Raw genomic sequence first — 14,037 nt, 5'->3', positions numbered from 1 at the left:
TAGAAAATTATTGGCTATTCCTTGTTAGCCAAGAGTTCTTAACAGAAATTTAACATTTTTAAAGAGAAAAAAGATTAGGTCATCCCTAATCTTTTTTCTCTTGGTTTGTATTATTTATTAAACTCTTCTTTCCACATCTGATAAGCTATTTCATAATTTGGAACCTGAGGATTAGCAACTAATGCTCTTAGGATATCATCCTTGGTTTGACTGATAGCAGCTTGGGTAGCTAAATTCCGATAATTGGCCTCCTGTTGTAACAGGCTCTTAACCTGTAGAGGAATCTCACCTACCTCTAATGCTCTAATGCTACCGTTAACGAGTGTAGATACCTCCACTATCACCTCATCAGCTATCCCCTCAAGCAGCCCATTATTGGCTATATTTAAAATAAACTCTTCGTTCTTATCATTGGCCATAGCTGCTATCAATGGAACTATCACATCAGAATACCAGATGGCACCTCTTTGGTAGATCAACTCTGGAATCGTTTCTGGACTTTCCTCTAAGGCTTTAGCTATCTCATCACTGGTCTCAATTAACTCTTCTGCTCTTAAGATATCCTTTTCTTTTGCCTTCTCTACCTCTTTACCATGGTGATAATAATATTTCAAATAAGGTAGTGGAATCATCTCCAGATTTTCAATCCATTCTGAATCAATTCCTAGGTCTAAAGAGTCTACCTCTTCAATAACTTCAGCAGTTCTATCCTCACCTCTAATACTTAACTGTTGATACCATCCTAAGTGATTTAAACCAAAGTAATCATATCTAAGCTCTGCTCGATCTACATCTAATATCTTAGCAATCTTATTTAATACCCCTACTGGTAAATCACACAGGCTGATTACATTTACAGTGCTCTCCTGCTCGATTGCTTGTTGGACTATACTGGCTGGATTGGTTAAGTTAATTAAGAGAGCTTCAGGGCAATACTCTTCCATCTGACTTGCCAACTCTAACATTACTGGTACAGTCCGTAATGCATTAGCAAAGCCTCCAGGTCCTACTGTCTCCTCTCCAATAATATCATACTTTAAAGGAAACTCTTCATCATAGGCTCTAGCCTTCATCCCTCCTACCCTGATCTGGCAAAGAACCAATTCAGCGCCCTGCAACGCTTCTTGACGATCTGTTGTATATGTAACCTTGAAATTATACTCTGACTTATCTATCACACTCTGACTTAGTCTAGCTACCTTCTCCAACTTACTGGCAGTTCTACCATTTAAACAGATTTCATCAAAGTCAATCTCCTCTTGATAATTAGCTATTGCATCAAATAAAAGTGGTGTATAGAGTCCACTACCACCAATTACTGTTAATTTTATTCCCATTCTTATTCCTCCTTTGAAAGCTACAGGTTAAAATCTGTGGCTTTCCTAATTATTTAGATGATAACAACTCATCCTGCTTCTTATCTTGTAGATAGACAATCTTAAACTTTGAAGCAACCTTTGCTTGTTGATACTCTTGATACCCTAACTTCGAACACTGATTACAAGAATTATGAGGAATGATAATCGCTCTAATCTTGCCATGTGAAGAAGGATGGGCTAGAGAATCAATCATCATCAACCCTGCACAATCAGCACAGATTTTAATCTTAACACTTTGATTCTCGCTAATATTAGCAGTATCATAATAGATATTTCGAGTAGTAGTATAATAATCCTTACAATTAAATTTCTTTCTAATATCAACCTTATCTTTATTCTCCCAAACTCTCAGTAACCTTTCCACATCTCTTTTAATAGTAGCAGTAATCTTTGGTGACTGCTCTTTAATCGCTGGCTGATAATCTGGTTCTTGAATCTGGCTATAGTCTAAACCTGCCATCGCTAAGATTATACCTACATTGACATAAGGTAGAGCTGATTCAATTGAGTACCCCCCCTGTAAGATAGCTAGATCAGGGTCTAATTTATCATTTAACTTAGCATAGCCTTGGGCAGAAATTCTCATATTGGTCAAAGGGTCACTATAATGATTGTCTTGACCTGCTGCATTAATCAGCAAATCTGGTTTGAAATCATCAAGAATAGGCAAAATCAGATTATCAAGGGCATATAATAACCCTTCATCGGTGGTATTAGGTGGCAGAGGTAAATTAATTGTTCTACCATAAGCACCTGGACCACCTAAATCATCGACAAAACCTGTGCCTGGATATAAGGTTCGTCCATCTTGATGTAAGGAGATATGTAAGACATTGGGATCATTATAATAGATATTCTGAGTTCCATCAGCATGATGAGCATCGGTATCGACAAAGGCAATCTTTAAATCACTACCATATTTGTGCCGTAAATGTTCAACCATGATTGCTTCATTATTAATAGTACAAAATCCCCTAGCACCATGGACTACCTGAAAAGCATGATGTCCTGGTGGTCTAATAATAGCAAAGGCCTTATCTACCTCATCTTCCATCACTAACTCTCCTGCTTTAATAGCTCCCCCTGCTGAAATTAAATGGGGCATAGTCACAATACTATCTATATTAGGAACACAGATATGGGTTCTAGCTACATCCTCCTTGCTAGCAACGATAGGATTATACTCTTCAATACCTTCGATATCTAAAATGCCCTCTTCTAAAATCTGATCTTTGGTATATAAAAGCCTCTCTTCCCGTTCAGGATGTGTCGGGGAGATAGCCCAATCAAAGGCGGGAAAGAAGATTAAACCTAATTTATTCTTAGCATTGATTCTCATCAAAAACCCTCCTTATTTAAAGTTTTTAGTAGTTTTAACGGTTTTAATTATTCATTGTGAATTATTAACTGTGAATTCTCCTTTCCAGCCCTGGTTTAATTTGAGCTATAACTTCAATAATCTGACCAACTGTATTAAAACCACGTATCAGATTAAAAGATTGAGCATTAATAACCTCAATTGAAGCTTCACTCTTAACTCTTTTCTTAAGCTCTACCTTAATAACCTCTTTGGCTTGGTCTAGATTAAAATCAGTATTAACCTGCTTTCTTAGTTCAAATTCAGGAATCTGATAATACCCTTGCGAAGTGTCAGCATAAAGGGTACATTTTTGAGTGATTTGAGCTAGAGCTGCTCCAATAGCATTGGCTACTTGTGACTTTTGAGGTAGCTGATAATCAAGCTTTAAGCTATCTGCTATTTTAGGTGCTAAAGCTTTAGCTGGTCCACCAATCACCACCAAATTATCTACTTTTATCTCTTTAGAACTCAAAAGTTCATTGATAGTATAGACTGCTTGACTATTGAGTTTATTTAAAATCTCTTCAATTTTTAACTTTATCTTCTGGCAGAAGCTATCTAAAATCAACTCTGCAGTCTCCTTTAACGATAAATTAAGCTCTGAAGCTAAAGGCTCTAAGCTATCTTTAGCCAGATTCTTGTCCCCAACTTGGCTTAATCCTAATAGTACCATAGCATCTGTAGGAGTAGGTGCAGGTCCTCCTAAACAAGCTGTAGCTTGTTTTCTTGCTGGTCCAATCTGAATATTACCTTCATTTATTTGAACTAGACTATCTCCTCCACAAGCAATCGATTGACTGAATAACCCTCTAATTAAGGTCCTATAATCATTAATCTCTATCCCCTCGGGATTAAATAATGGTACTCCCTCGATAAATAAGGAGATATCAGTTGTAGTTCCACCAATATCTAGACCAATAGTAGCACCTCTTAGCTTATTAAGACTCAAAATTCCCATAATACTAGCAGCAGGACCAGAATTGATACTCTCAATTGGAACTTTAATAGATTCACTTAAAGGCATTGTTCCCCCATCAGCTTTAAGAATATAAACCTCTTCTTTAAAACCTAATTTAGCTAAACCGACTTTAATCTCTCTAACAAACTCTTTATAATCCTTTTGAATAATACTATTTAAATATGTAGTAGCGACACGGCGCGGATAGTTTAGACTCCCTGCCAATTGATGCCCCAAAGTAATCTCTACTTGGGGATAATTATCTTCAATTAAAGCTTTAATTTGTAGCTCCTGTTTGGGATTTCGATTAGAGAATTTTCCACAGACCCCAAGCTGCTTAACCCCTTTTTTAAACAACTTGCCAATTTTATCCTTTACCTCTTGTAGATTAAGCTCTTTAACCTCTCTACCTCTATGGTCAATCGACCCAGAGACAATTTCAGTATAAGGACTATAACTATAATAAGCAGGATTTAATCCTGGTCCAGGAATTAAGATCAATCCTATCTTGGGATAATTCCCTTCAGTAATTAAATTAGTGGCTAAGGTTGTACTTAAAACAATGCTATCAATCTTTTGGATATCTATATCTGCCATCAACTTTTGGCAATTAGTTAGAATAGTTTGGCTGAGATTATTATGATTAGTGGTAATTTTAGTACTTGTAATTATCTGCTCCTTATCAATTAATACCCCATCAGTATGGGTTCCCCCAATATCAATACCTAATTTCACTTCTAGTCACCTCCAGAATGATTTAGTAAAGATATAATAAAAATAATGCTGATTCTATTAATAGAATCAGCATTATTTTTATTATTATTCTATTAATCAGGATAACCTATTAACTTTAATTTTGCAAGTCTTCTATTAATAATTATCATCCTTATTCTTAGCGTTTAAGAGATCTCTAAAGATAGAAAATCACTTCTACTTTTGATGTCTTCTCTTAATTTCAAGCTCCTTCTTAAATTTCAATCCACTTCTTTGTATCTGACCTAAACCATGCCAATTCCTTTCATCAATCTCAAAGATATTATGGATAGTAGCTATCACCTTTAAATTTCTTTGAGCTTTGATTGCTCTAAGATATAATTTCTCCATCCTATTAATAATCCTCTTTAATATCTTATATAAAATCATAATAATATCATACCTTTCACTAGCAATTAATGCTAGCCACTAGATTTAGTAGATATAAAACATCCTAGAATTTTACTAAGATAATCTAAATTTTCTCTCCCCCCTCAATGAACTTATCTGTTCTCAATTTAATATCCTTTAAAGTAGTTCTTTAACTAATAATATGCTTTAATTCTCATAAATATTAAATCTGAATAATTGAAAAAATTTGATTTAACTCTAAACCCTTGCTTAATTGTTGCTTCATTCAAACAGTTATTGTTTCCACTCCAAAAGCAAAAACTAAAAAAGAAGAATCAACCACAATCGCTAAAAGTATATAATTTTCTTAATACTATAAAAAAGGGCTATAGGTTAAAAAATCCTGTAGCCCTTTCTTCTATAACGTATGATAAATACCCAATATTAAAATCAAATTTAGAGTGTTTTTTATTGTCTTAATTTTACTCGTCACTATCAATCCTTACCCTATCGCCTCAATCTTCTCTAATTCCGCTAACCTCTTATCAATCATCAATAACACTTCTTTGGCATCCTCTTGTTTGGTTATATCATATCTATCAGCATCAATTACAAGTATCTCTGATGCATCATAGTGATTAAAGACCCAATCATCATATCTAGAATGTAAATTTCTCATATAATGCTCTAACTCTGGATTATGGTCAAACTGCTCAAAATCCCTTCCCCGCTTTTCAATTCTATCTTCTATAGTTTCAAAAGAGGCTTGTAAATAGATAAATAGATCTGGAGCTTTTTTGGGCATACCTGCTAACTCTTCCATCATATTATCCAATAAATCGAGATAACAATCAAATTCGGCTTCACTCATATTCCCATCTTCATAATTAATTCTAGCAAATAATGCATCTTCATAGATACTACGGTCTAAGACATTATTTCTATCAATTAAAGCCTCTTTAATTGATTTAAATCTCTTATTTAAGAAATAAATCTGTAAAGCAAAGGCCCATCTTTTCTTATTATGATAAAACTTGTCCAATAGAGGGTTATCATCTACACTCTCATAAAAGACATCACTATCCAAATGATTAGCTATCAGCTCTGCATAAGTTGTCTTCCCTACACCTATCATTCCACCTAGTACAATCACATAATTTCCCCCTTTATTCATTCTCATCCAGCCCCTTTTACGTCAAAATCTATTGATCTAAACTAATAGTATAGGTTCGTGAATCTAGAATAAAATTTAACCATGAAGCTATATAGAGATAGTGGGACACTTTGTGTCGAGTGTGAGTGTGTGTAAAACTTCTTTTTTATTGGGGTTTACTCACACTCACACACCCACTCACGCTAATTTTAAAAGTATCGCAATATCCCCATTAAGTTTCATTTTGAATTCATATACCTATATCGTAATTACTATTATAAGTATCATTATTATTATCTAACAACCTTTAAATTAATCAAGCTCTAGACAAAGAAAAATCCCTTCTCTATAAGAGGGAATTTATTAATGATTTATAATAATCTATTTACAAAGCAATTTAACTTCTAAAGTATCTCCATTATTAGTAAATGTTTTGTTTTTTTATAATCTTAACCAGTTAACATTAAAAAACATCTTCTTTCCTCTAATACTATATTATATTATAACAAAAAGTTCAACAAAAATAAAAAAAAGAGGGAGAGAATAGATAGACTCAACCCACTTTAGCAGAAGAATATTGCCGATTTCTTCAGTAATCACCCAAATTTAAATCAATTAAATTATTAATAACCAGTAAAGACCTTCAACTTTCTTGCTTCTAATGATATCTCTAAGGGTAAATGAGGTCCTTTCTCACCATCTACATCAGAAAAATGGGGATCATAAGTACTATCAGTACATTCAACCTTAAAATAATCATCCTGTAAATAGATGATATTCTTATCATTTAGGTGCTCTCCTTGGAGTATCTTGACAAATAAAGCTGCAATCTCATGTAAAGGTCTTGCTTTAATAGCTACAAATTCTAAAAGCCCATCATCAATAGTAGCTTTAGGAGCCAACTTAGTAAAGCCTCCTGCGCCTTGACTATTCAAGATTAAAAATAGATAGACCTCCTCTTCTAGCATCTCTTCTTTAGTAGTAATTCTTAGAGGAATAGGCTTTAATTTAGGTAATTGCTCAATACCTTTTAAATAATAAGCCATCTTACCTAAGGTATTCTTAAACTTTCTATCAATCTCATGGGAGACAGTTGAAAGCAACCCCCCTGCACAGACATTAATAAAGTATCTCTCATTTACTTTTCCTATATCAACTTGCTTAATATTCCCTTTCACTATAGTATCAAAGCATTCTCTAAATTCAAAGGGCATATTCAAATGGGATGCAAAATCATTGGCAGTCCCAGCAGGTATAATTCCCAAGGGTATATCTATTTTATCCTCTAACATCTTATTGATTACTTCATTAACAGTACCATCACCACCAGCAGCTACTATAGCATCATACTCATCTTCAACAACTCTCTCCAAACCCTTAGGTATATCCCCTGGCTTTAAACTTCTAAATACACTCACCTCATAGCCTGCTCTTTGAAATCTATCGATAAAATCATCTAAAAAATTAGGAAATTTCATATTTCCTGACATAGGATTATAAAGCAGTTTAACCTTTTTCATAACTTCACAACCACCACCTTAGCTTATAATATTAATTTAAATATAATTATATTTATTACTAAAGTTCATCGACTCTATCTTAATATTCTCTAGAAGCTAAATTATTCCTCTAAGATAACCTTCCAAATTCTCTTTAAAATTATCACAATTATCTTGATATCTTGATCCTGTCAATCTCATACTAGAAAAAGGCTATAGAGATTGAAGTTTAAAGATGTCATTATATAGAGATATTACGATACTTTCGTGTTAGGAATCGGGAATCTGGAATCAGTCTGTTTTACTGATAACTGGTTACTGACTCCTGATTCCTAAAAATGTCTCAATATACCCATTAACAATCAATGTTTATTTTAAAATTTAATTAAAATAAAATGTTATATTAACCCAAAATTAATATGCATTTAATCTCTTCTTAAAATAGGTCTGATATATTTGAATTTAGGAATAAAATCAGTCAACTAAAAGGAGGATTATAATGTTTGATAAGAAAGGTACAATTGTATCTGTAGTAGCGCTTTTAGTAGTTTTAGCTATCTTTACTATTAGTACAACCAGTAAAGCATGGTGGATTTTTGGTGAAGATGATAGTCAAAATGACAATATTGAAATCAGTTTTTGGCATGCAATGGGAGGACACAACAAAGAGATAGTCGATACTTTGGTGGAAAAATTTAACCAGCAACATCCTAATATTAAAGTTAGTGCACAATATAAAGGAAGTTATCGAGAAACTTTAAATGCCACAATAGCAGCAACCCAACAAGGTAACCCACCTAGTGTAATTCAATCCTTTGAAATTGGTACTAGACAGAATGTGGATAGTGGAATCTTTATCCCCTTCCAAGATTTAACCAAGAAAGGTGAAATTGATTGGGATGATTTCTTGGACCCTGTCTTAAATTACTATAAAGTAAATGGAAAATTATATTCAATGCCCTTTAACTCTTCAAATGCAGTTCTTTATTACAACAAAAATCTATTTAAAAAAGCTGGGCTAGACCCAGAAAATCCACCAACTACCTTTGCAGAGATTACAGAAGCTAGTCAAAAGTTAGTGGCTAGTGGTGCTAGTAAAGCTGGTATTACTTGGGCCTTACATTCTTGGTTTTATGAGCAATGGATGGCAAATCTTGGTCAAAATCTAGTAAATCAAGAGAACGGACGAGCTGGCTTAGCTGACCAAGCCTATCTTACTAGTAAAAAATCAATTAAAATTATTAAATGGTGGAAACAATTGTATGATCAAGGGCTATGGATTAATCCTGGTATTGAAGCTTGGGCACAAGCTGACCAGAACTTTCTTTCTCAAAGAGCAGCAATGCTGATAACTTCTACCTCTGGAGTTACAGGATTGACCAAATCGGCTAAGGAACAAGGTTTTGAAGTTGGAACTGCTCCAATTCCTATTCCGGCTGATGAGACTAGAAATGGTGTTGTCATTGGTGGAGCATCATTATGGATTGTTAAAAATAAGGATAGAAAAATTGAAAAGGCTGCTAAAGACTTTGTGAAATGGATGAGTTCAACTGAAAATCAGGTTTATTGGCATAAAGCTACAGGCTATTTCCCGATTAGAAAGAGTGCCGTTGAATCATTAAAAGCTGAAGGCTGGTTTAGAGAAAATCCTAACTACCAGACAGCCTTTGACCAATTAGTAGAGACTAAAGATGTTAGAGCAACTCAAGGTGCTTTGGTAGGACGATTTATGGAGCTTAGAACGATAGTAGAAAAGACTGTAGAAAAGATCATTAATGATGAAGCTGGTATAGAAGATGCCTTAAATCAGGCTAACCAAGATATCAATAAATCTCTAAAAGAGTACAATAAATTAATTAAATAATAAGCTTAGGGGATGAAAGTATCCCCTCTTTTTAATTGCAAGATAGATTGGAGTGAGTCAAATGAAAGTAAAATTCCGTAGCAAAACTTTACCATATCTTTTATTATTACCTTCGATAATCGTTTCTCTACTATTCTTATATTACCCCGCCCTAAAGACCTTTGTCTTAAGCTTATATAAGACTGCTTTTATGGGAATGAGAAAGATCTTTGTAGGTGGAAGTAATTTTATAGAACTATTTACTTCAATAGAGTATTTGCAAAGTATCTTAATTAGTTGTTTCTTTGCAGTTGGTGTTGTGGTAATTGGCTTAACTTTATCATTATTTGTTGCTGTCTTATCCAATCAAGATATTAAAGGTGGTCGCTTATATCGCCTAGGCTTTATTTGGCCTTATGCTTTATCTCCAGCAATTGCAGGTGTAATCTGGTTATTTATGTTCAATCCTACAGCTGGAATAATTAACTATCTGACTGATTTATTATGGGGAATCAGCCCTGATTGGATCTCTAATAAACATTTGGCTTTATTAATGGTGATAGGAGCAGCAGTTTGGAAGAATCTCGGGTATAATATCGTCTTTTATCTAGCTGCCTTGCAGAATATTCCTCAAGAGATTTTAGAAGCCGCAGAGATGGATGGAGCAAATAGTCTGCAAAAGTTCTTTCTGATTACCTTTGATTTTCTTAAGCCAACTACATTATTTTTGGTGATAATGAATTTAATCTATTCTTTTTTCGATACCTTTGGCATAATCGATATTTTAACCAAAGGGGGACCAGTCAATGCAACTACTACTATGATTTATAAGTTATATATTGACGCTTTCCAAAACTATAAGACAGGATTTGCTGCAGCACAATCGATTATTTTATTTATAATGGTGATGGGATTGACTATCGCTCAGTTTAAATGGAGTGATAGTAAGATTGATTATGGTTCATAATTTAAAAATTAGGGTGATTGACAGATGAATAAATATTTTATTAAGAAATGGACTAAAATAGTATTAACTCATTTAATCTTATTGACTATGATGCTAATAGTGGCATCTCCTTTGCTCTTTGCTATTATCAAGAGTACCCAATCAATGGGGGAAATCTTTAGCTATCCTCCTAAACTCAGCTTTGGCTCTGCTACCCTCAATAATTATAAAAAGGCTTTACTTGATTATAATCTGGCTAGGCTGATGCTCAATAGCTGTTATATTGCAATTGTCATTACCACATTAAAGATTGTCTTCTCGATTTTGGGGGCTTTTGCTTTTGTATTCTTTGATTTTCGCTATAAGAAGTTATTGTTCTGGCTGATCTTAATTACATTAATGTTACCGATTCCAGTTAGAATAATACCTTTATTTGAATTTATGAAACAGCTAAATTGGGGAGATAGCTTTCTGGCTTTAACAGTTCCATTTCTAGCCAGTGCCACAGGAACCTTCTTATTTAGACAATACTTTATGAGCTTTCCTGACTCTATTGTAGAAGCAGCTAAAGTTGATGGGGTAGGACCCTTAAGATTTCTATTTCAAATTTTGCTTCCTATGTCTTTAAATACTATCGGTGCCTTGGCTGTAATTGAATTTATCTATGTCTGGAATCAATACTTATGGCCATTGATTATTATCTCCTCTAATCAGAAGCAGGTAGTTCAAATCGGTCTGAAATCATTAATAGGAACAGGAGACCAAGGAACAGATTGGGCTGTGGTCATGGCTGGTGCTGTGATTACCTTATTACCTCCATTAATAATCTTTATCTTACTCCAAGAACAATTTATGAAGGGTTTTGCTTTAAGTGAGAATAAATAAACAATATTGTAATAGTAAAACTTCATAAGTATATAGAACAAAAAAAGAAATTAAATAATTAGCCCCAAATTTTGACCAATATATAACTATAAATGATAGGTAAACAATTAAAGTTGAAAAGCTAGATCTAATCACTTATATAAAAATTAATGGACCTAAAATTAGGTCCATTAATTTAAAAGTCCCAAACTATAGGTTTAGACTTTTTATCACCTTTATTATCTTTAGCACTTTTTCTTATACTATCCTTTTTCTCAACTACTGGCTCACTCTCTGGTACTTCTTCTACCTCTTTAGGCTCTTCTGCTAACTTCTCTATATTATCATTATTGTTACTATTATTATCATCATTATTATCCTCAATTATCTCTTTGTTAATATCATCAACTTCATCTATAGTTTTTACTGCTACCTCTTGACATTCACCACTAATATCTTTAAAATCAGCTTCAGTTGATAGCCTATTCTCTAAATCCATCTCCATAAATCTCTTGCCTGTTGTTGTTAACTCTAAATAGACTCTTCTCCCCTCTTGATTAGCTTTAAGAAAGAACCTCTCCTCTAATTCATTGATTACCTTATTCATTCTATACTTACCTAATTTAGTAGCCTCCCATAAATCCCGCAAAGTTATCTCCTTATTACTAGTAAATAAATCTAAAGAACTTCTTAAGGTATTAACAGACTCATCTGATAGTCCAGCTGCTAAGACCTTAATACAGTCATCACATAATCTCATACTATCCCTCCTTTCTATATAAAATATATTTAAAAATAAGAGAAAGTATACACAACTATCAAATTAGACTCAGGAAGCTACTAAAAACAATCAACATTATAAAGCTAAATTATTCTGTTGATAGTAGTAGATAATATAGTGGTAGTGCAACACTTTCGTGTTAGGAATCGGGAATCTGGGATCAGTCTGTTTTACTGATAACTGGTTCCTGAATCCTGATTCCTAAAAGTGTCGCACTATTCCCATAAACCCTACTATCCAATTAAACTTCCAGACAATTATCCTAAATGTAAATGAAAATGAATATAACTAATAATAAATCTTTTATGAAGGAGAGCTAGAGATAATCTAGAATAACTAGGTAGTAATAACCTTATCTAGAGGAGTGTAGTATATGAAACAGATAGAACGAACAAAAATAGGAAATAAAATAGGGAGAGTCACAATCTTTTGGAATATAATGTTATCATTTCTAAAATTACTAGCAGGTATTATTGGAAAGAGTAATGCCATGGTAGCCGATGGAATCCACTCATTATCTGACATTATCAGTACAGTGGCTGTTATGATTGGTTTACATATAGCTCAAAAACCAGAAGATGAAGACCATCCCTATGGTCATGAAAAAATGGAGCCAGTTATTGCAAAAATTCTAGCAACAATTTTATTTATTACTGCATTAGGTATCGGCTATGAAGGAATCCAGAAAATTAAATCAGGTACTTATCAGACTCCAGGGATGATTGCCTTGTATGCTGCTATCTTATCTATCATCATAAAAGAATGGATGTATAGATATACTATTAAAGGTGCTAAGAAGTTAGATAGCTCAGCATTATTGGCAGATGCTTGGCATCATCGTTCTGATGTCTTTTCATCAGTGGGGACACTTATTGCAATTGCAGGGGCTAGATTGGGGTATCAGATATTAGATCCTATCGCTTCACTGATTATTTCTCTTTTAATCATCAAGGTATCCTTTGAGATTTATAAACAGTCTATCAATCAACTTGTTGATTATGCTGGTGATAAGAACACTATCGAACAGATTAGAACTGATATCTCTACAGTTAACGGAGTTATGAGGATAAATAATCTAAAGACCCGGGTACATGCCAATAAGATTTATGTAGATGTAGCAATCGCTGTTGATGGTAACCTATCAGTGATAGAGGGGCATCAAATTGCTAGAAAGGTACATGATAAGATCGAAAATAATAAGGGTTATAAGGTAAAGCACTGTATGGTTCATGTTGATCCTTATCAACTAGCCGACAAGAATTAATCAACTACAGCTTATTTGAGTCAACTAACCTTGATAATTTAAGCAAAAATGAATATAATTAAATATCTACTAAAAATATTGAAAGGGAGAATCAAATGAATAACAGAGAAAAATCTATAAATAGTGAGGAAATTACCAATGCTATTTTACATGGAATTGGTCTAGGCTTAGCTATTGCTGCCCTTGTAGTCTTAGTTGTCCTAGCTAGTATCTTTGGAGATGTATGGTATATAGTCAGCTTTAGTATTTATGGTTCTACATTGATCATACTCTATCTTTCTTCTACTCTTTATCACAGTTTTCCTAAAGGTAAAGTAAAGGATATCTTCCGTATCTTTGACCATGCCTCAATCTACTTACTGATTGCAGGGACTTATACCCCTTTGACCTTAATCTCTCTCAGAGGATCCTTAGGGTGGACTATCTTTGGAATCGTATGGGGAATAACTGTCTTAGGGATCGTTTATAAAATCTTTTGGATTGAACGCTTTAAAATATTTTCAACAGTCTTATATATAATCATGGGCTGGCTGGTTATCTTTGCGATTAAGCCCTTATTAGCAGTTTTAAATATGACCAGTATAGTCTTTCTAGTACTAGGAGGAGTTCTCTACACTGTAGGGACAATCTTCTATGCTTGGGATAAGATGAAGTACAATCATGCTATTTGGCATCTTTTTGTTTTAGGTGGTAGTATCTGCCACTTCTTTACTGTATTATTCTTATTACCCCACTAAGATAGCCTTTGGCGTTAGCAGAACTTAATAATACATTTACAATTTAAATAAAAGGGGCTGTCTCAGAATAGTTTTTAAAAACTATTCTGAGACAGCTAAAAAACCTCCATATGGAGGTTTTTTGCTTTAAATATTTATTTATTGAATTT

The 14,037-nt window shown here is 33.7% G+C and carries 12 protein-coding genes and 1 other annotated feature; of the genes, 5 read left to right on the top strand and 7 right to left on the bottom strand.

The window, feature by feature from the left end:
• Positions 1-110: 110 nt before the first annotated feature.
• From ACTCDL_RS04975 to ACTCDL_RS04950, 6 genes are all read right to left on the bottom strand, one after another.
• Complete coding sequence (locus tag ACTCDL_RS04975; protein WP_463174488.1) at positions 111-1,337, bottom strand: family 4 glycosyl hydrolase; 1,227 nt, start codon at positions 1,335-1,337, stop codon at positions 111-113.
• A 49-nt stretch (positions 1,338-1,386) separates the two neighbouring features.
• Positions 1,387-2,718 (bottom strand): histone deacetylase family protein, encoded by a 1,332-nt coding sequence (locus tag ACTCDL_RS04970; RefSeq protein ID WP_463174486.1) that lies wholly within the window; start codon positions 2,716-2,718, stop codon positions 1,387-1,389.
• Between the two features lie 64 nt (positions 2,719-2,782).
• Positions 2,783-4,432, bottom strand: coding sequence for a hydantoinase/oxoprolinase family protein (locus ACTCDL_RS04965; protein ID WP_463174485.1), 1,650 nt, complete (start codon positions 4,430-4,432; stop codon positions 2,783-2,785).
• Between the two features lie 195 nt (positions 4,433-4,627).
• Entirely contained in the window at positions 4,628-4,840 is a 213-nt protein-coding gene (locus tag ACTCDL_RS04960; protein ID WP_463174484.1) for a hypothetical protein, read from the bottom strand.
• A 463-nt stretch (positions 4,841-5,303) separates the two neighbouring features.
• The gene (locus ACTCDL_RS04955; RefSeq protein WP_463174483.1) at positions 5,304-5,975 is read right to left on the bottom strand and encodes a deoxynucleoside kinase; all 672 of its coding nucleotides are present in this window, start codon (positions 5,973-5,975) and stop codon (positions 5,304-5,306) included.
• Between the two features lie 602 nt (positions 5,976-6,577).
• Positions 6,578-7,474: a YegS/Rv2252/BmrU family lipid kinase gene (locus ACTCDL_RS04950; protein WP_463174481.1), complete on the bottom strand. Its 897-nt coding sequence runs from the start codon at positions 7,472-7,474 to the stop codon at positions 6,578-6,580.
• A 478-nt stretch (positions 7,475-7,952) separates the two neighbouring features.
• On the opposite strand from ACTCDL_RS04950, the gene ACTCDL_RS04945 reads away from it, so the two are divergent.
• The 3 genes from ACTCDL_RS04945 to ACTCDL_RS04935 all read left to right on the top strand — a co-directional run bounded on the left by ACTCDL_RS04945 (position 7,953) and on the right by ACTCDL_RS04935 (position 11,127).
• Positions 7,953-9,317 carry an ABC transporter substrate-binding protein gene (locus tag ACTCDL_RS04945; protein ID WP_463174479.1) on the top strand — a complete coding sequence of 455 codons (1,365 nt, stop codon included), beginning with the start codon at positions 7,953-7,955 and terminating at the stop codon, positions 9,315-9,317.
• A gap of 61 nt (positions 9,318-9,378) precedes the next feature.
• Complete coding sequence (locus ACTCDL_RS04940) at positions 9,379-10,263, top strand: carbohydrate ABC transporter permease (protein ID WP_463174478.1); 885 nt, start codon at positions 9,379-9,381, stop codon at positions 10,261-10,263.
• 24 nt (positions 10,264-10,287) lie between these two features.
• Entirely contained in the window at positions 10,288-11,127 is an 840-nt protein-coding gene (locus ACTCDL_RS04935) for a carbohydrate ABC transporter permease (protein WP_463174477.1), read from the top strand.
• A gap of 175 nt (positions 11,128-11,302) precedes the next feature.
• On the opposite strand, the gene ACTCDL_RS04930 is transcribed toward ACTCDL_RS04935, so the two are convergent.
• Positions 11,303-11,866, bottom strand: coding sequence for a hypothetical protein (locus ACTCDL_RS04930; RefSeq protein ID WP_463174476.1), 564 nt, complete (start codon positions 11,864-11,866; stop codon positions 11,303-11,305).
• A 394-nt stretch (positions 11,867-12,260) separates the two neighbouring features.
• Here ACTCDL_RS04930 and ACTCDL_RS04925 point away from each other — a divergent pair, with 394 nt between their 5' ends.
• Together ACTCDL_RS04925 and trhA are read left to right on the top strand one after the other, a co-directional pair.
• Positions 12,261-13,151: a cation diffusion facilitator family transporter gene (locus ACTCDL_RS04925; protein ID WP_463174475.1), complete on the top strand. Its 891-nt coding sequence runs from the start codon at positions 12,261-12,263 to the stop codon at positions 13,149-13,151.
• Between the two features lie 95 nt (positions 13,152-13,246).
• Complete coding sequence (trhA, locus tag ACTCDL_RS04920; RefSeq protein ID WP_463174473.1) at positions 13,247-13,888, top strand: PAQR family membrane homeostasis protein TrhA; 642 nt, start codon at positions 13,247-13,249, stop codon at positions 13,886-13,888.
• Between the two features lie 41 nt (positions 13,889-13,929).
• Positions 13,930-14,015: a sequence feature (Phe leader region), on the top strand.
• Positions 14,016-14,037: the final 22 nt, after the last annotated feature.

The sequence above is a fragment of the Orenia sp. genome, from assembly GCF_055140805.1.
The sequence above is the reverse complement of the archived record's forward strand: the minus strand, read 5'-3'. Positions and strand labels throughout refer to the sequence as shown.

What these genes read in the sequence shown, in the direction of transcription:
- ACTCDL_RS04975 (WP_463174488.1), bottom strand. Translation starts at nt 1,337, where the DNA reads ATGGGAATAAAATTAACAGTAATTGGTGGTAGTGGACTCTATACACCA.
- ACTCDL_RS04970 (WP_463174486.1), bottom strand. Translation starts at nt 2,718, where the DNA reads ATGAGAATCAATGCTAAGAATAAATTAGGTTTAATCTTCTTTCCCGCC.
- ACTCDL_RS04960 (WP_463174484.1), bottom strand. Translation starts at nt 4,840, where the DNA reads ATGATTTTATATAAGATATTAAAGAGGATTATTAATAGGATGGAGAAA.
- ACTCDL_RS04955 (WP_463174483.1), bottom strand. Translation starts at nt 5,975, where the DNA reads ATGAATAAAGGGGGAAATTATGTGATTGTACTAGGTGGAATGATAGGT.
- ACTCDL_RS04950 (WP_463174481.1), bottom strand. Translation starts at nt 7,474, where the DNA reads ATGAAAAAGGTTAAACTGCTTTATAATCCTATGTCAGGAAATATGAAA.
- ACTCDL_RS04945 (WP_463174479.1), top strand. Translation starts at nt 7,953, where the DNA reads ATGTTTGATAAGAAAGGTACAATTGTATCTGTAGTAGCGCTTTTAGTA.
- ACTCDL_RS04940 (WP_463174478.1), top strand. Translation starts at nt 9,379, where the DNA reads ATGAAAGTAAAATTCCGTAGCAAAACTTTACCATATCTTTTATTATTA.
- ACTCDL_RS04935 (WP_463174477.1), top strand. Translation starts at nt 10,288, where the DNA reads ATGAATAAATATTTTATTAAGAAATGGACTAAAATAGTATTAACTCAT.
- ACTCDL_RS04930 (WP_463174476.1), bottom strand. Translation starts at nt 11,866, where the DNA reads ATGAGATTATGTGATGACTGTATTAAGGTCTTAGCAGCTGGACTATCA.
- ACTCDL_RS04925 (WP_463174475.1), top strand. Translation starts at nt 12,261, where the DNA reads ATGAAACAGATAGAACGAACAAAAATAGGAAATAAAATAGGGAGAGTC.
- trhA (WP_463174473.1), top strand. Translation starts at nt 13,247, where the DNA reads ATGAATAACAGAGAAAAATCTATAAATAGTGAGGAAATTACCAATGCT.